Annotated in this window: 12 protein-coding genes; 9 read left to right on the plus strand and 3 right to left on the minus strand. The window is 64.6% G+C overall.

Annotation, left to right across the window (positions count from 1 at the left end; translation table 11 throughout):
- Positions 1–2 precede the first annotated feature (2 nt).
- Genes DW352_RS10665 through DW352_RS10675 form a run of 3 tightly spaced genes read left to right on the plus strand, consistent with a single transcriptional unit; the run spans position 3 to position 3,726 of the window.
- Positions 3–887 carry an FAD binding domain-containing protein gene (locus DW352_RS10665; RefSeq protein ID WP_115691055.1) on the plus strand — a complete coding sequence of 295 codons (885 nt, stop codon included), beginning with the start codon at positions 3–5 and terminating at the stop codon, positions 885–887.
- Positions 884–1,360, plus strand: coding sequence for a (2Fe-2S)-binding protein (locus tag DW352_RS10670; protein ID WP_115691057.1), 477 nt, complete (start codon positions 884–886; stop codon positions 1,358–1,360). The genes DW352_RS10665 and DW352_RS10670 overlap by 4 nt, the downstream gene beginning before the upstream one ends.
- Entirely contained in the window at positions 1,357–3,726 is a 2,370-nt protein-coding gene (locus DW352_RS10675; protein ID WP_245434402.1) for a xanthine dehydrogenase family protein molybdopterin-binding subunit, read from the plus strand. Before DW352_RS10670 ends, DW352_RS10675 begins: the two co-directional genes overlap by 4 nt.
- A gap of 42 nt (positions 3,727–3,768) precedes the next feature.
- Here DW352_RS10675 and DW352_RS10680 read toward each other — a convergent pair whose 3' ends face one another.
- The 3 genes from DW352_RS10680 to DW352_RS10690 form a co-directional block, all read right to left on the minus strand.
- The gene (locus DW352_RS10680; protein ID WP_115691061.1) at positions 3,769–4,377 is read right to left on the minus strand and encodes a TetR/AcrR family transcriptional regulator; all 609 of its coding nucleotides are present in this window, start codon (positions 4,375–4,377) and stop codon (positions 3,769–3,771) included.
- Positions 4,378–4,409: 32 nt separating this feature from the next.
- Positions 4,410–7,541 (minus strand): efflux RND transporter permease subunit, encoded by a 3,132-nt coding sequence (locus tag DW352_RS10685; protein ID WP_115691063.1) that lies wholly within the window; start codon positions 7,539–7,541, stop codon positions 4,410–4,412.
- A gap of 217 nt (positions 7,542–7,758) precedes the next feature.
- Positions 7,759–8,865 carry an efflux RND transporter periplasmic adaptor subunit gene (locus DW352_RS10690; protein ID WP_115694357.1) on the minus strand — a complete coding sequence of 369 codons (1,107 nt, stop codon included), beginning with the start codon at positions 8,863–8,865 and terminating at the stop codon, positions 7,759–7,761.
- A 684-nt stretch (positions 8,866–9,549) separates the two neighbouring features.
- Here DW352_RS10690 and DW352_RS10695 point away from each other — a divergent pair.
- The 6 genes from DW352_RS10695 to DW352_RS10720 all read left to right on the plus strand — a co-directional run bounded on the left by DW352_RS10695 (position 9,550) and on the right by DW352_RS10720 (position 16,404).
- Positions 9,550–10,431, plus strand: coding sequence for an FAD binding domain-containing protein (locus DW352_RS10695; RefSeq protein ID WP_115691065.1), 882 nt, complete (start codon positions 9,550–9,552; stop codon positions 10,429–10,431).
- Positions 10,428–10,931: a (2Fe-2S)-binding protein gene (locus tag DW352_RS10700; RefSeq protein ID WP_115691067.1), complete on the plus strand. Its 504-nt coding sequence runs from the start codon at positions 10,428–10,430 to the stop codon at positions 10,929–10,931. The genes DW352_RS10695 and DW352_RS10700 overlap by 4 nt, the downstream gene beginning before the upstream one ends.
- Complete coding sequence (locus tag DW352_RS10705; RefSeq protein WP_115691069.1) at positions 10,928–13,237, plus strand: xanthine dehydrogenase family protein molybdopterin-binding subunit; 2,310 nt, start codon at positions 10,928–10,930, stop codon at positions 13,235–13,237. The genes DW352_RS10700 and DW352_RS10705 overlap by 4 nt, the downstream gene beginning before the upstream one ends.
- A 53-nt stretch (positions 13,238–13,290) precedes the next feature.
- The gene (locus DW352_RS10710) at positions 13,291–14,262 is read left to right on the plus strand and encodes a Bug family tripartite tricarboxylate transporter substrate binding protein (RefSeq protein ID WP_115691071.1); all 972 of its coding nucleotides are present in this window, start codon (positions 13,291–13,293) and stop codon (positions 14,260–14,262) included.
- A 75-nt stretch (positions 14,263–14,337) separates the two neighbouring features.
- A complete protein-coding gene (locus DW352_RS10715) occupies positions 14,338–15,351 on the plus strand; it encodes an amidohydrolase family protein (protein ID WP_115691073.1) in 1,014 nt (337 codons plus the stop codon).
- Positions 15,352–15,471: 120 nt separating this feature from the next.
- On the plus strand, positions 15,472–16,404 hold the full coding sequence (locus DW352_RS10720; RefSeq protein ID WP_115691075.1) for an ABC transporter substrate-binding protein: 933 nt from the start codon (positions 15,472–15,474) through the stop codon (positions 16,402–16,404).
- Positions 16,405–16,520: the final 116 nt, after the last annotated feature.

Here is a 16,520-nt window from a genome sequence, read left to right on the forward strand (position 1 = left end):
CGATGAAGGCCCCTGTCTTCACTTACCGTCGGCCGGATACCTTGGACGAGGCTTTGGACCTGCTGGCCGACAATGACGGCGGCACGCAGGTCCTCGCCGGCGGCCAGAGTTTGATGGCGACCTTGAACATGCGGCTGTCCGGGCCGGCGGTTCTAGTCGATATCAACCGCATTGCATCGTTGCGCGGCATCGAGGCCCGCGACGGCGGCATCCGCCTCGGCGCGCTGGTGCGGCATGCCGAGGTGCTCGCCTCGGGCATGATCGCGCAAAAGGTGCCGCTGCTGGCATTGGCCTTGCCGCATGTCGCGCACATGGCCGTACGCAATCGCGGCACCACCTGCGGCAGCCTGGCACTCGCCGACCCTTCCGCCGAAATGCCCGCGGTCGCAGTGACGCTCAATGCGGACATTGTTCTCGCGAAGAAGGGCGAGCGACGTACCGTGCCGGCCCGTGATTTCTTCAAAGGTCTCTACGAGACCGCGCGCGACGACGACGAAATGATCGTCGAAGTCGTTTTCCCGAACGCGGCGGACAACGAGTGGTTCGGCTTCACCGAGCTCAGCCGCCGGCACGGCGACTTCGCCACCGTCGGCGTTGCCGTGCGCGCAGTGAAGGCTGGCGACCGGCTCGACGACCTCGACGTGACGATCTTCGGCTCGGAGGCGACGCCGCTCCTGAGCAAAACGGCCGGGTCATTTGCCATCGCCAGCAATGCCTCCGACAAGACGTTGGCGGAAATGGCCGCCGCCATCACGGACGACATGGAGCCGATGGACAATCACCAGGGCCGCGGCGACACCAAGCGCAAGCAGGGCGCGACGCTCATCCGCCGCGCGTTGCGCGATGTGCTCGACCGCGCCTTCCCCGAACAGGCGCCCGTGTCATGACGGAGACGCACGCCATCTCCTTCACGCTCAACGGCCAACCGGTTTCGGCCGAGGTCGATGCCCGGCTGCATCTGGCCGACTTTCTGCGCCATACGCTCAAGCTCACCGGCACGCATATCGGTTGCGAGCACGGCGTGTGCGGCGCCTGCAATGTGCTGGTCGACGGCCGCTCGGCGCGTAGTTGCCTGATGCTCGCGGTACAGGCGGACGGCACGACGGTCGAGACGATTGAGGGGCTGACCGCACGCGGCAAGATCGCCGATCTGCAGGCCGAGTTCGCCGCCCGCAACGCGTTGCAATGCGGCTATTGCACGCCCGGCATGCTGGCGACTGCTGCCGAACTCCTGGAGCATCCGGCGCCGACGCGCGAGGAAATCCGCGACGCGCTGTCGGGCAACTACTGCCGCTGTACCGGCTATCACGCCATCGTCGACGCCATCGAAGCCGTGGCGCAGAAACGGCGGGCCCCGTGAGCGCCGCAACCACAGGCCAGATGGGCGCGCCCGTTCCCCGGCGCGAAGCGTCCCGTCTCGTCGCGGGCAAAGGCCGCTACACCGACGATATCGACGTCGCCGGCCTGTTGCATGTCGCCTTCGTACGGAGCCCCTACCCGCACGCCCGTATCGATACCATCGATGTCGAGGACGCCAAGGCGATGCAAGGCGTTGTCGCCGTGCTCACCGCGGACGATCTCGCCGCCGTGTGCGCGCCGTGGCAGACGCGGCTCGCACTGCTGCCGAGCCATGTGTCGCCGCCGCAGATGCCGCTCGCGCAGGGCGAGGCCTGTTGGCAGGGCGAAGCCGTCGTCGCCATCGTAGCAGGCTCGCGCGCCTTGGCCGAGGATGCCGCCGAGCGCGTCGACATTACCTGGAGCGAATTGCCGGTCGTGCCGGACCTCGAGACCGCCGCCGCGCCTGACGCGCCGATGGTCAACGGCGCGATGACGAGCAATCTCGGACTCGACCACAACTTCGTCGCCGGCGATCCCGACGGCGCGTTTCGCGATGCCGCCGTGGTGGTGGAGCACGACTTCGCCTTCGACCGCCAGACCGGCGTCACGCTCGAGCCGCGCGTCATCCTCGCCGAGTTCGACCCACGGGTCGGCGAACTCACGGTGCACCATTCGCATCAAGTGCCGCATCAGATGCGCGACGTGTTCGCGGCGCAACTGAAGCTGCCGCTGTCCAAGGTGCGCGTGGTCACGCCCGACGTCGGCGGCGCTTTCGGCCTCAAGCTCGCCGCCTATCCTGACGAAATGGCGGTCGCGGCCATCGCCGTGCTGCTCGGCAAGCCGGTGAAGTATTGCGTCGACCGCCTCGAAGCGTTCATCAGCGACAACCACGCGCGCGAGGCCAAGGTGCGTGGCCGCCTCGCGGTCGCCGGCGACGGCACGCTGTTGGCGATGGAGGTGTCCGTCGTTTCCGGCTTTGGCGCCTATTCCGCCTATCCCCGTGGCAGCGTCGGCGAAGGTCTCCAGGCGGTGCATATGTCGGCCGCCCCTTATCGCCTTGCCAACTTTCGCGGGCGCGTGCGCGGCTATTTCCAGAACAAGCCGCCGAGCGGCGTGTTGCGGGCCGTCGGCCAGCCGATCGCGACGACCGTCACCGAACAATTGCTCGACCTTGCCGCTCGCAAGCTCGACCTCGATCCCGCTGAGATTCGCCGACGCAATTATGCCGACGCCGCAACCGTGACGTCGCGCTCGGCGGGCGGGATCGTGTTGTCCGAACTTTCTCTCGAGCGTTGCCATGAGCGCCTGCTCGCCCTCATGGACTACGAAACGTTGCGCCGCGAGCAGACGAGCTTGCGCAAGCGTGGCATTCATCGCGGCATTGGCTTTGCCGCTTTCATCGAACAGACCGCGGTCGGGCCATCGCTTTATGGGCCTCAGAATGTGCGCGCCTCGGCGCAGGAGACCTGTCGCCTGACGCTCGAAGCGGACGGCGGCGTCCGCTGCGCCACGAGCATCACCGACCAGGGCCAGGGCACACGCACGGCCTTGGCCCAGATCGTTGCCGATGAGCTTGGCGTCGGCATCGAGACGGTCGACATCGCCACGGGGGACACCCAGAGCACGCCCTTCGGTGGTGGTGCCTGGGCTTCGCGCGGCACAGCGCTCGGCGGCGAAGCGGCATTGCGCGCCGCTCGGCGCCTCAAAGACAGCGTGCTCGCGATCGCCGGCTCCTTGCTGCAGACCGATGCCGGCGCCCTCACCGTCAGGAACGGCACGATCTATAGCGCCGCCGGCCTCGCACAGATGACGATCGCGGACATTGCCGCCGCGGCGTGCTTCAGTGCGCATACGGTGCCACTCACCGAATTGCCACCGCTCGAAATCACCGAGAGCTTCGCCCCGCGCGAAGTGCCTTACGTCGCCGCCAATGGCATACAAGCCGCACATGTCGAGGTCGACCCCGAGCTCGGCACCATCCGCGTGCTCGACTTCTGGGTGGTCGACGACTGCGGCCGCGTCATCAACCCGCTGCTGGTCGACGAACAGATCCGGGGCGGCGTGGTGCAGGGCATCGGCGCGGCGCTCTACGAGCAGTGCATCTACAGCGCTGACGGCCAGCTCGAGAATGGTAGTCTCGCGGACTATCTGGTGCCGATGGCCGGCGAGATGCCGGACATCCATGTCGCCCATATGGAAACCCCGACCAGCGCCACGACGCTCGGTGCCCGTGGCGTCGGCGAAGCCGGCACGGTCGGTGGCGCCGCCGCGATCTGGACCGCGGTCAACGATGCACTCTCGCCCTTCGGCGCGGTTATGACGGCACAGCCGTTCACACCAGAGCGCGTTCTCGATCGATTGGAAGCTGCTGAACCGGCGGCGCGCTGACGACAGCACGCCCGGCTCGCCGCGACTGTACGGCCTCGCGTTTCAGCGCGCCGGCCGATAACTCAAACTGCTTATCGCGAATTCGATCTGCTGCTCCAGCGTCGGGCCGGGCATGTCCTTCTTCTCGGCAATGAGCTGAGGATGGAAGAAACTGACCAGCGAGGAACAGGTGCACATCGCTGCCGTCGGCACATCGGCGACATGAAATTCGCCTTTCTCCACGCCTTCGGCGATCACGGTCGCGAAGGAGCCGATAATGCACTGCATGTGGGCGATGCAGACGTCCCAGCTCTCGACCATCGCCACCGCGACCATTTCGTGCATTTTCGAGTCGTCAACATAACGCTCGGAGTTCATGCGATGCACCGCCGCCAGCAACTCGCGCAGCTTGTCGGCTGCCGGCAGCCCCTGCTTCTGGGTGATGGCGAGCGCGGCCGCCTCGACCTCCCCCATCAGCCGCCGGGCGACGCCCTCATGAATCGCCTTCTTCGAATCGAAGAAGCGATAGACGTTGGCCGGGCTCATGCGCAGGTGCTTGGCGATATCGGCCACCGTGGTCTTGGTGTAGCCGATCTCACGAAATAGCCGCTCCGCAGTCAGGAGAATGCGTTCGCGAATGTCGGTCTCGGTATGGTCGGCCACGCCAGTCATCGGTAGGTTCTCTAACCCTCTTCTATGTCAGATTATTCCGCCGCCGCGGCAAGCTGAATCGGCGGCGATGCCGTCTGCTGCTCCGCCGTGCCCTCGCCCCGCTCGTCCAGGCGGTTCCTATACCACAGCGCATAGAGACCGGGCAGGAACAGCAGCGTCAGGAAGGTCGCCACGAACAACCCGCCCATGATCGTGATCGCCATCGGCCCCCAGAACGCGGATCGCGACAGGGGAATCATCGCCAGGATAGCGGCCAGGGCGGTGAGCACCACCGGCCGCGCGCGGCGGACGGTCGCGTCGACGATCGCCTCACGGCGGGTGTGCCCCGCGGCGACATCGGTTTCGATCTGATCGACCAGGATGACGGTGTTGCGCATGATCATCCCCGCGAGCGCGATGAGGCCGAGCAACGCGACGAAGCCGAAGGGCTGCGCGGCCACGTTTAGGCCGAGCGAGGCGCCGACGATGCCCAGCGGAGCGGTCATAAACACCAGGATCAGACGCGAGATATTCTGGAGCTGGAACATCAGCAGCGTGAGCATCACCACCACCATCAGCGGGAAGAGCACAAAGATCGAGGCATTGCCTTTCTCCGATTCCTCGATCGCGCCGCCGATCTCGATCCTGTAGCTCGGATCGAGGCTGTCTCGCAGCGACTGCAGCTTCGGCCAGATGGCATTGGTCACGTCGGGAGGCTGCACGCCTTCCGCGACGTCGCTACGGACTGTCACCGCCATGTCGCGGTTGATACGCCAGAGGATCGGCTCCTCGTGCGCATATTCGACGGTGGCGAGTTGCGACAACGGCACGGCAACGCCGTTGCGCGAATAGACGGCAAGATCGTCGATGCGGGAGAGATCGAGTCGCTCCGACGGCACAGCGCGGGCAACGACCTCGACCTTCTCGATCCCGTCGCGCACTGTGGTGATCGGCGTGCCGGAAATGAGCATGCTCAGCGACTGCGAGATGTCCTGCGGCGTCATGCCGAGCGCGCGCACGCGATCCTGATCGACGACGAGCTTCAGATAGGGAGACTGCTCATTCCAATCGAGATGCGGGTCCACCACCTGCGGATTGGCGCGCATGATGTCGCGCACCCGATAGGCGATGTCCCTCACCTTTTTCGTATCCGGGCCGATGACGCGGAACTGCACCGGAAAGCCGACCGGCGGGCCGAAGTTGAAACGGTCGACGCGCACCCGCGCTTCCGACAGTTCGCCTTCGGCCACCGCCTTCTCGAGGCGCGCCTTGATACGCTCGCGCGCTTCGACGTCCTTCGCCACGATGACGATCTCGGCAAAGGACTCGTTCGGCAATTGCGGATTGAGACCGAGCCAGAACCGCGGCGAGCCACGCCCGACATACGCGGTGTAGGTCGCGATGTCCTTGTCGCCCTTCAGCAGCGACTCGGCCCTCTTTACCGATTGCAACGTGGTATCGAACGCCGTACCGGCCGGGAGCCGCAACTGGAAGAACAGCTCCGGCCGCTCCGATAGCGGGAAGAACTGCTGCTGCACGTTGCCGAACGCCACGATCGACGCAATGAAGATGGCGACCGTCGTGAACACCACCGTCAACCGCCGCTGCACGCACCACTCGATGATGCGGCGCAGGCCCCGATACATCCGCGTATCGTAGATGTTGTGCGTATCGTGCCCCACAGCCGCGCCATGACGCGCGAAGTCGGGCAGCAGCTTCACACCGATATAGGGCGTGAACATCACCGCGACGACCCAAGAAGCGACGAGCGCGATCGCCACCACCCAGAAGATGCCGCCGGCATATTCGCCGACCGAAGAGTTGGCAAAGCCGATCGGAAGGAAGCCCGCCGCCGTCACGAGCGTTCCGGTCAGCATGGGAAACGCAGTCGATTCCCAGGCGAAGGACGCGGCGCGCGTGCGATCCCAACCCTGCTCCATCTTCACGACCATCATCTCGACGGCGATGATGGCGTCGTCGACGAGCAGACCGAGCGCGATGATGAGCGCGCCCAAGGTGATGCGATGCAGGTCGACGCTCATCGCGTTCATGACGACGAAGACGATCGCGAGAACGAGCGGCACCGACAGCGCGACCACGATCCCGGTGCGGAAACCGAGCGCCAGGAAGCTCACGAACAGAACGATGGCCAGCGCCTCGATGAATGAGCGCACGAACTCGCCGACCGCGTGATCGACGACCACCGGCTGATCGGCGATCTGCTTGAGCTCGAAGCCGACCGGCACGCTCGCCATGAAGTCCTTGGTGGCCGTCTCCACGTTGTGGCCGAGATCGAGAATATTGGCGCCCTTGGCCATCACCACGCCGATGCCGATCGCCGGCTTGCCTTCCTGACGCACGAGATAATCGGTCGGATCGACGAAGCCGCGCGTAACGGTGGCGATATCGCCGAGGCGGAAGACGCGGCCGTTGGCCTCCACCGGCGTTTCCGCGACGGCCTTGGCGCCGTCGAGCGCGCCGGTCACGCGCAGCGGCACGCGCTGCGACGCCGTTTCCACCACGCCTGCCGGCACGACGGCGTTCTGTTTAGCCAGCGACTGAAACAGTTGGTCCGGTGTGATACCGAGGGTCGCGAGCTTGGCGTTCGAAAATTCGACGTAGATTTTTTCGTCTTGCGTGCCGTAGAGGTTGACCTTGGTGACGTCCTTTACCTTGAGCAGCCGCTGGCGCAACGCCTCCGCGACCTTCTTCATCTGGGCATAGTCGGCGCCGTCGGCGGTGAGCATGTAGAGGATCGAATCGACGTCGCCGTATTCGTCGTTGATCGACGGGCCGATCAATCCAGACGGCAGATCGCCCCTGATATCGTCGAGCTTCTTGCGCAGCTGATAGAAGAGCTGCGGCACGTCGCGCGCGGGCGTGTTGTCCTTGAATGCCACCGTCATCGCGGTGAAGGCGGGCTTGGTATAGGTCGTCACCTTGTCGAAGTAGGGCAACTCCTGAAGCTTCTTTTCGATCGGATCGGCGACCTGCGCCTGCATCTCGGTCGCCGTGGCGCCCGGCCACATTGCGGTGACGATCACCACCTTGATGGTGAAGGACGGATCTTCGGCGCGGCCGAGGCTGCGATACGAGAGAAAGCCCGCGAAGCCGAGCATCACGATGAGAAAAAGCATCAGCGAGGGGTGCGCCACCGCCCAAGCCGATAGGTTAGACCGCCGCATCGTAACGTCCTTGTTCGAAATATCTCGCTGTCGTCCCCCCCCTCACGCCAAGGCGCGATGCGCTAGTGGGTGGGGTGGGCGCGATACCGCGTCGGAGAACACCGCATCGGCGCCCACCCCACTCCCCGCCGACGAAGCGAACGAACTCGCTTCCAGCGGGCTTGGCACGCGATCCTGTGGGGGCTCTTGGGACCGCGGCGCCGACTATCGTCGCTACTCAGAACGACAACGACGATACGACTTTCACCTTCTGCGCCGGATCGAGCTTCTGAACACCGAGGGCAACGACCTTGGCGCCCTCGTCGACGCCGGAACTGATCAGCACGTCCTTGCTCTCATAAGCCTTGACCTTGACGCGCTTGAGCGTCAGCGCGCCGGTGTCGGCGTCGGCGACGTACAGCGAAGGTCCGTCACCCTGATTGAACAGCGCTGCGAGCGGTAGCCGCGCCGCGCGCTCGCTTTGCGCATCGGAGAGGACCAGCGTCGCGGTCATACCGAGGCGCACGTCGTCGCCGGCGCCCGGCATGGAGAATTTCGCAAGGTATGTACGCGTCGTCGGATCGGCGGCGGGCGCGAGTTCGCGCAGCCTCGCGACATATTGCTTGCCGGGCGCCGACCACACCGACACGCGCGCCTCGTCCGACTTGGCGCGCGACAGCAGTGTTTCCGGAATGGCAACGACGACTTCCTTCTCGGCCAGCCGCGCGACGCGGATCGCGGCCTGTCCCGATGCGACCACCTGCCCCGGTTCGACGAGTGTCGCCGTAACGACACCAGGCGCATCGGCCACGAGCGTCGCGTATGAAAGAGAATTGCGTGTCAGTTCGACCGAGCGTTGCGCGCGATTGAGCCGCGCGCGGGCTTCATCGGCGGTAGCGCGCGCCTGATCCATCTGGGCATCGGTGGACCAACCTTTCGCGCGTAAGTCCTTGCTGCGTGTCTCGGCCGCTTCGGCCTGTGCGAGCACGCCAGTGGCCGCGCGCAACTCCGCATCGGCCTGCTCGGCTTGCAGCTTCAGATCGGCTTCGTCGAGAACGGCAAGAGGCTGACCGGTTTGGACCAGCGCCCCGACCTCAACGAGGCGGCGAGCAACTTTCCCAGCGACGCGAAAGCCCAGATCGCTCTCGATGCGGGGTCTGACGGTGCCGACGAAGCTGCGGTCAGGAGCCTGAGGCTCATAGTGAACGGTGGCGACAAGAACGGGCCGCGGCGGCTCGGATTTCTCGGCCACACTGTCGTTGCACCCGGCAAGCGCCAAGCCGAGAAATGCCGGCGAAACCGCTAACAGCTTGGTCAGGTTAGCTAAAATGGCGGAGCGCGTCATCGAGAGCACCTCGTCGGAGGCATTCAAACTCCCATGAGCGCTGACGATTGTCAATATTCGTCACTAATTATCTATCAGAGGTCGGCCGGTCTTGGCTGCCCGGCCCCGGCGGCGAAGGCAGTTCATGGCGGACCTCGCACCGAAAGCCCGTCGCCCCGTCGAACCCGCGGCATGGAGAGGGCGGCGCCACTGGCGCACGCTCGACGCCGGTCACTGTCCCCATCCATGAGCGCATCGATCAGGCACGTATGGTGTTGCTGCGCTGCAGAACATCGAGCGACGTGTGCGAAGGTTACGGATTGCGCGATGGCTCGGACATCACGAGACAAGTTGTCGCGTTCTCACCCGAACGTCTTGACGATCGTCATCATCCCTCGCGGTGCTCGTATCGATACAACACGCGTGATGGAACGCCGCACATCGTCGTCTTCACCTCGCAGGCAGCGGCTTCCCTCGCGCATTAGCGACTTAACCTACCAATCGGCGATGAATGGCGGCCCGCAACGATCACGCGACGGACGATTCCGCAGTGCGCGCGCTACTGCCCAGCCGGGTGGCACTTGCGGCCGTAAAAACCCGCAGAACATCGTCATAAATTCGCTTGCACACAAACAATTGCCGGACTTACTATCGGCCGCAAATGTGCTGACGAGCCCGTCAAACAATCCGGTCTGAGGTGTGCGGTTGAAGCTGCCGGACGTCGATTACATTCGGCCAAAGACGCTCAAAGAGGCGCTCGATCTTCTGTCCGCGCATGGCGACGACGCGAAGCTGATCGCCGGCGGCCAAAGCCTCATGCCAATGCTGGCCTTTCGGCTGCTTGCGCCGAAGATTCTGATCGACCTCGCCGGCTTGTCCGAACTGCGCGGCATCGAGATCACGGAGTCAGGTGTGCGCCTCGGCGCGCGGACGACATGGCACGATATCGAGCGTCATCCGTCACTCAAGTCCGCGCATCCGCTGCTCGCCGCGGCGATCGGCCACGTCGCTCACTACCAGATCCGCAATCGCGGCACGGCAGGCGGCAGCCTCGCCCATTGCGATCCGGTCGCCGAGTTTCCGACCCTGGTCGTGACTTGCGGCGCGGAGGTCGTTGTGGCCGGGCAAGACGGGGAGCGGGTGATTCCGGCGGCCGACTTCGTACTGGGGCCGATGACGACCGCGCTGGCGGCCGACGAAATCATCGTCCAGATCCGGTTTCCCGCATGGCCGCAGGCGCGGCGCTGGGGCTTCGAGGAATTCGCACGTCGGCGCGGCGATTTCGCCATGGCCGCCGCGGCGGTCTTCTACGATCTGGATGGCGATCAGCGCGCGCTCGATCCGCATGTCGGGATCATCGGCGATGCCGACGGCGCACGCCGCCTGACCGACGTTGAGGATCTGCTGGCAGGTCAGCGGATCACGCGGTCGCTTCTGACCGAGGCACGTGCGCTGGCGGAGCGATCGACGACGCCTTCGGAAGACATTCATGCGCCCGCGCCATATCGCCGCGCCCTGATCGGCACGATGGTCGAGCGCGCGCTTGCCGCGTCGGCCGGCATTTCCTTGTCAAAGGCCGTCGCATGAGCCGCAAGATCGATATCCATTTGACGGTCAATGGCCGTCAGCATGCGCACGCCGCCGACACGCGCACGACCTTCGCCGATTTTCTGCGCGACGACCTGCGCCTGACGGGCACGCATGTCGGATGCGAGCACGGCATCTGTGGCGCCTGCACGGTCATCGTCGATGGCGAAGCGGTGCGCTCGTGCCTGATGCTTGCCCCGCAAGCGGACGGCGCCACGGTCGTGACCATCGAAGGCTTGAGCGAGCCGGACGGCACCCTCGGGCCATTGCAGCGCGCCTTCCGCAAGCATCATGCGTTGCAATGCGGCTTCTGCACGCCCGGCATCCTGACGACGGCACACGCCTTGTTGACTCAGGAGCCGGACGCCGACGAGACCCGCATTCGCGAAGTGCTTTCAGGCAACATCTGCCGCTGCACCGGATACGTCACGATCATTCAGGCGATCCTGGAAGCGCGCGAGAGTTATCGCGCCCGGTCAACGACGAGCGCCCAGCCATGAAGGCGGTCAGTGGCCACAAGCTGGTGGGCGCCTCGCTCGAGCGAGTCGAGGATCAGCGCTTCCTCACCGGCCAGGGGCAATACGTTGCCGATCTGAATATTCCCGGCGCGCTGCATGCCGCCATTTTGCGCAGTCCCGTCGCCCATGGCCGCATTGTCAACCTCGGACTCGATGCCGCGCGCGCGCTGCCCGGCGTTCACGCCATCGTCACCGCCGCGGACATACCGCGGCCTATCCCGACGATTCCGCTCCGCCTCGTGCCGCTGCCGGAGTTCGATCCCTATCTGCAGCCGATCATCGCCGCCGAAAAGGTACGCTATGTCGGCGAGCCGTTGGCCGTCATCGTCGCGGACAGCCGGTCGATCGCGGAGGACGCGCTCGATTTGATCGAGATCGACATCGAAAGCCTGCCGCCGGTCGGCGATCAGGAGGTCGACGAAGGCGACTCTTTTCTGTTCGAGGAAACAGGCACCAATGTCGCGCTGCGTTTCCACGCGCGATCGGGCGATCCGGACAAAGCTTTCGCTCAAGCGGCTTATACTCGCAAGGAAACCTTCCGCAGCCACCGCCACACCGCGGCGCCGATGGAGACGCGCGGCCTCTTGGCGCAATGGGACGAGAGCGGCCAGAAGCTGAAGCTCTACGGCGCGGCGAAAGTGCCTTACTTCAATCGGCGCGCCCTCTCCCGCATGATGAGCTTGCCGGAGGAGAACCTTGATCTGATCGAGGTCGACGTCGGTGGCGGCTTCGGCGTACGGGGCGAGTTCTATCCCGAGGATTACCTCATCCCCTTCGCGGCGCGCCTCGTCGGCCGGCCGGTCAAATGGATCGAGGATCGCCGCGAACACCTCATGTCGACAAACCATTCGCGCGATGTCGGCGCCACGGTCGAGATCGCCTGTGCGCTCGACGGCACCATCACCGGTCTGCGCGGCAACGTGTTCGGCGACATGGGCGCGTACATCCGCACCAATGGCGGCGTGGTGCCGACGGCGGCCGGCATGTTTCTGCAAGGCCCCTACCGCATCGCCAATGTCGACATCACCGTTCTCGCGCTGATGACCAACAAGACGCCGGTCGGCACCTATCGTGGACCGGGGCGCTTCGAAGCCAACTTCTTTCGCGAGCGGCTGTTCGACATGGTGGCGGCCGATCTGAAGATCGATCCTGCCGAGTTCCGGCGCATCAATCTTATCCGGGAAGATGAGCTCCCTTATTCGATCGGCAAGCGTGCGCCGCATCTGCCGGAAGCCGCCTACGACACCGGCGACTATCACGCCGCCTTCGAGCGCTGCCTGACCGAGATCGATTGGCAAGGGAAAGCCGCGGTCCAGGGTAAGCTGATCGACGGCCGTTATCATGGTGTCGGTATTGGAAGCTTTGTCGAGAGCGGCGGCGCGGGGCCGAAGGAGACGTCACGTTTCGTCCTGGAGAAAGACGGATCGATCAGCGTCGCAACCGGCTCGTCCCTGCTCGGCCAAGGGCTCGAGACGACCTTGGCGCAGATCGCGGGCGACACGTTGGGCCTTCCGCTCACCGCTTTCCGTATCGACCACCGCTCGACCGCACGGCTCGCCGACGGCCTCGGCAGCTATCACGGCCGTTCGATCATCGTCGGCGGCTCCGCGGTCGTCGACGGCGCCGAAAAGTTTCGCGCCGCGTTGATCGAAGCCGCGGCCAACCTGCTGGGCCGGCCGAATTCCGGGCTCCGCTTTGAAAACGGTGCCGTCACATCCGAGGGTGGCGCATCGATCAGCCTCGCCGAGATCGCCGCGAGCCGCGGCGCGGACGAGGGTCCGCTCGCGGTCGATGGCATCTTCCTCGTCAACAAGCCGACCTACAGCTACGGCACGCACGCCGCATACGTTGCGGTCGATCCCGACACCGGCCACGTCGAGGTCTTGGATTATGTCGCGGTTGAGGATGTCGGCCGCGCCATCAATCCGATGATCGTCAGCGGCCAGGCCATCGGCGCGCTGGTGCAAGGGCTCGGCGGCGTATTCCTCGATCATCTGATCTACGACGATCAGTGTCAGCTTCTCACGGCCTCCTTTGCCGATTACCTGATGCCGACGGCAACGGACTTCCCCTCCCTGCGCAGCGTCGCCTTGGAACTGCGCCTGTCACCCACCAATCCATTGGGCGCGAAGAGCGCCGGCGAAGGCGGCATGGTGCCGGTTGCGGCGACCATCGGCAACGCCGTCGCGGCCGCACTGCGGTCGCTGGGCGCGCAGCCGCGCGTATTGCCATTGTCGCCGCCGACGATATGGAGTCTCATTCACGAAGAGAAAGAGCGTACGCAATAAGTACGCCGGCCGGGCCTTCCTGAATAAATCGAAGCAAATAAGGGAACACCGCAATGAACCGAAGGCAATTTCTGACGGCCGCCGCCGCACTCTCTTCAACCGCCCTTCTTCCGCCGTTCGCTTACGCCCAGAAGTATCCGACAAAGCCGATCCGGCTGATCGTGCCGTTCGGCGCCGGCTCCACCGCCGACGTCATCGCTCGGCTGATCGGCAATTCCGTCGGCGCCGACTTGGGCCAGACCTTTATTATCGAGAACAAGCCCGGCGCGGGCGGCACGCTCGGCGCGATGGAGGCGGCCAGAGCGCCCAATGACGGCTACACGCTGGTGCTCGGCACCGTGGCAAGCCATGCCGTCGGCCCGCTGACAATGCAAAACGTCAATTACGATCCGATCGCCGACTTCGCGCCGATCACCTTGGTCGCCGATGCACCGGCCATCATGGTCGTTCATCCATCCGTACCGGCGACCAATCTTGCCGAATTCATCGCCTACGTGAAGAAAGTCGGCAATCTCGACTATGCGTCGGCGGGCACGGGCACGACCACGCATCTGGCCGGCGAAGCCTTGAAGCTGAAGGCCGGCATCAATCTCACTCACGTGCCCTACAAAGCCGTCGGCCAGGCCATCACCGATGTCGTGTCGGGCCAGGTGAAGATGATGATCTACCAGGTGCCTTCGGTGAAGCCTTTCGTCGACGATGGCCGATTGAAAGCGATTGCCGTGACGACAGCGAAGCGCATCGCACTCATGCCGAATGTGCCGACCATCGCCGAAACCTATCCTGGTTTCGACTTCTCGGCTTGGTTCGGCGTTCTGGCCCCGGCCGGCACACCGAAGCCGATTCTCGAACAACTACACGCATCGATCCTCAAGGCGATGGGCACGCCCGAGCTGAAGAAGTCGATGGAAGTGCAAGGCTTGGTGGCGTCCGGCATCGGCCCCGATCAGTTCGCTGCCACTATGAAAAGTGCTCTGCCGGTGTGGAAAGAGATCATCGCTGCCACCGGCACCAAGGCGCAGTAAAACGCCACTGTCCATTCGTTGGGCGGCGCGACATCGTTCGCGCCGCTCGTCCCTCGTGACCTATAGAGTGCCGCCATGCCGATCGACGTTCACGCCCATTATGTGCCTCCGTCACTGATCGAGACGGTCGAAAGTCGCGCGGCCGATTTCGGCCTCTCCGTCATCCAGCATCCGCCCACCTGCTCGTGCGCGCTGCACTTCGACTACGGTCTCAAGATCAGGCCCTTCTTTCCGAAGCTGATCGAACCGGTGGAGCGCCGCATCGAGGCGATGCAACAGCAGGGCGTCGACCGGCAGGTGCTCTCGATGTGGACCGATATTTTCGCGCACGGCCTGCCGCGCGACAAGTCGGTGAAGTGGCACCGCTACATGAACGAGCATATGGCAGCACTTTGCCAGAAGACGCCCGACCGGTTCTCGATGCTCGCCTCGGTGCCCTTCCCGCACGCGCAAGAGTCCGCCGCCGAGCTCGAATACGCGATGAAAGAACTGGGCGCCGTCGGCGTGGTCGTCGCCGCCAATGTGGAGGGCACAAATCTCGGCGAGCTCGATCTCGATGCCTTCTGGCAGACGGCCGCCGACCTCAACGCCGGCATCTTCATCCATCCGGTGCAGGCGCAGCCCAATCCACGCTCGGCGAAGTTCGCCCTGTCACAGATCGCGCAATACACCGTCGACACGACTTTCACCGTCGGATCGCTGATCTCGGCCGGCGTGCTGGATCGCTTCCCGACGTTGCGCATTCTGCTGTCGCACGGCGGCGGCACGTTCCCGTATCTGACCGGGCGCTTCGACATCATGCATGAGCGGATGGACCGCAAGCAGCAGGGCGATGTGGCTCTCCATGCGCCGTCCAGCTATCTGCGACGCTTCTACTACGACACCATCCTGCACGATCCGAGCATTCTCAAATGGCTCGCCGGCCGTGTTTCCGTCGATCGCATCGCGCTCGGGAGCGACTATTCGTTCCCGCCGGCCGATATCGACCCGGTTGAAACGGTCCGAAAGGCGGGCTTCTCGGCCGAGGAAGTGAAGACGATCCTCGAGGACAATCCTCGCGTGTTGTTCCCCCAGCTGCCGTCGGCCTGAGCAACGCACGAAGCAGCGGCATCCGCCTCATTGCACCGCCGTGAACGCATTGTCGAAAGGCGATGCGTCCCGGCACAAATGCGGCTATGACTGCGGCAGCCAATGCCAGGAGTTTAATTCGTGCCGCTCAAGATCGCCGTTCCGGATCTCATTTCGAATTCGTACTTCCCCGCCGCCGCCGCTGTCGAGCTGGGCTTCTTCAAAGAGGAAGGGCTCGATGTCGAACTCGAGATGATCTTCCCGGTCGACAAGGCCTACGCAGCGATGCGCGATGGCGCGGTCGATTTCGTCGGCGGTTCGGCGCATTCGGCGCTCGCGGCCTTCCCCGAGTGGAAGGGCGTCAAGCTGCTCTGCGCGCAGGCACAGGGTATGTACTGGTTCCTGGTCATGCGCGCGGACCTCAATCCGGTGCGGGGCGATGTCAGCATCGTCAAAGGCCGCAGCATCGGGGCCGCGCCATGGGTTGAAATGGGACTTCGTCGACTGTTGACCGAAGCCGGGATCGATCTCGTCCGCGACGACGTGAAGATCGCGCCCGTCCCGAACACGACGGGCGCCGGCGTGAACTTCGGCGTGACAGCGGCCAAGGCGCTCGAAGACGGGAAGATCGACGGCTTTTGGGCGAACGGCATGGGCACCGAAGTCGCCGTGCGGCGGGGCGTCGGCAAAGTCGTGTTGGACGTTCGTCGCGGCGACGGCCCGAAGCCTTGCTTCAACTACACCATGGCCTCGATCGCGGCGACCGATGCGCTGATCGAGCGCTCGCCAAAGACCGCCGCCGCGGCCGTCCGTGCGATCGTGAAAACCCAATCCGCGCTGAGACAAGACCCGGAGCGCGCGACAGCGGTCGGCCGCAAGCTGTTCCCGCCGGCGGAAGCCGAGCTGATCGCCGAGCTCATTCGCCGCGACCTGCCCTATTACGACGCGACGATTTCCGAGACGTTCGTCGACGGCATGAATGCCTTTGCCCGCGACGTCGGTATTCTCAAAACACATCCCGGCTATGCCGATGTCGTCGCCACGCAATTTCGACCGCTCTGGCAATCGAACTAGACCGTCGCGCGACACGGCATTGACCCTGTGCTCGGCCGTCCGCGGTGCGGACGGCTTGAGCAACATGCCGCCTAATCTTTCGCCGTATCGGAGAAGCTTCTTCCGCCCCACGGGGT

This window comes from Pseudolabrys taiwanensis (assembly GCF_003367395.1).
In the GTDB taxonomy this organism is placed as follows: Bacteria; Pseudomonadota; Alphaproteobacteria; order Rhizobiales; family Xanthobacteraceae; genus Pseudolabrys; species Pseudolabrys taiwanensis.

Bases quoted from the DNA above. Each gene is read 5' to 3' on its own strand.
- DW352_RS10665 (WP_115691055.1), top strand. From the start codon at position 3: ATGAAGGCCCCTGTCTTCACTTACCGTCGGCCGGATACCTTGGACGAG.
- DW352_RS10670 (WP_115691057.1), top strand. From the start codon at position 884: ATGACGGAGACGCACGCCATCTCCTTCACGCTCAACGGCCAACCGGTT.
- DW352_RS10680 (WP_115691061.1), bottom strand. From the start codon at position 4,377: ATGACTGGCGTGGCCGACCATACCGAGACCGACATTCGCGAACGCATT.
- DW352_RS10685 (WP_115691063.1), bottom strand. From the start codon at position 7,541: ATGCGGCGGTCTAACCTATCGGCTTGGGCGGTGGCGCACCCCTCGCTG.
- DW352_RS10690 (WP_115694357.1), bottom strand. From the start codon at position 8,865: ATGACGCGCTCCGCCATTTTAGCTAACCTGACCAAGCTGTTAGCGGTT.
- DW352_RS10700 (WP_115691067.1), top strand. From the start codon at position 10,428: ATGAGCCGCAAGATCGATATCCATTTGACGGTCAATGGCCGTCAGCAT.
- DW352_RS10705 (WP_115691069.1), top strand. From the start codon at position 10,928: ATGAAGGCGGTCAGTGGCCACAAGCTGGTGGGCGCCTCGCTCGAGCGA.
- DW352_RS10710 (WP_115691071.1), top strand. From the start codon at position 13,291: ATGAACCGAAGGCAATTTCTGACGGCCGCCGCCGCACTCTCTTCAACC.
- DW352_RS10715 (WP_115691073.1), top strand. From the start codon at position 14,338: ATGCCGATCGACGTTCACGCCCATTATGTGCCTCCGTCACTGATCGAG.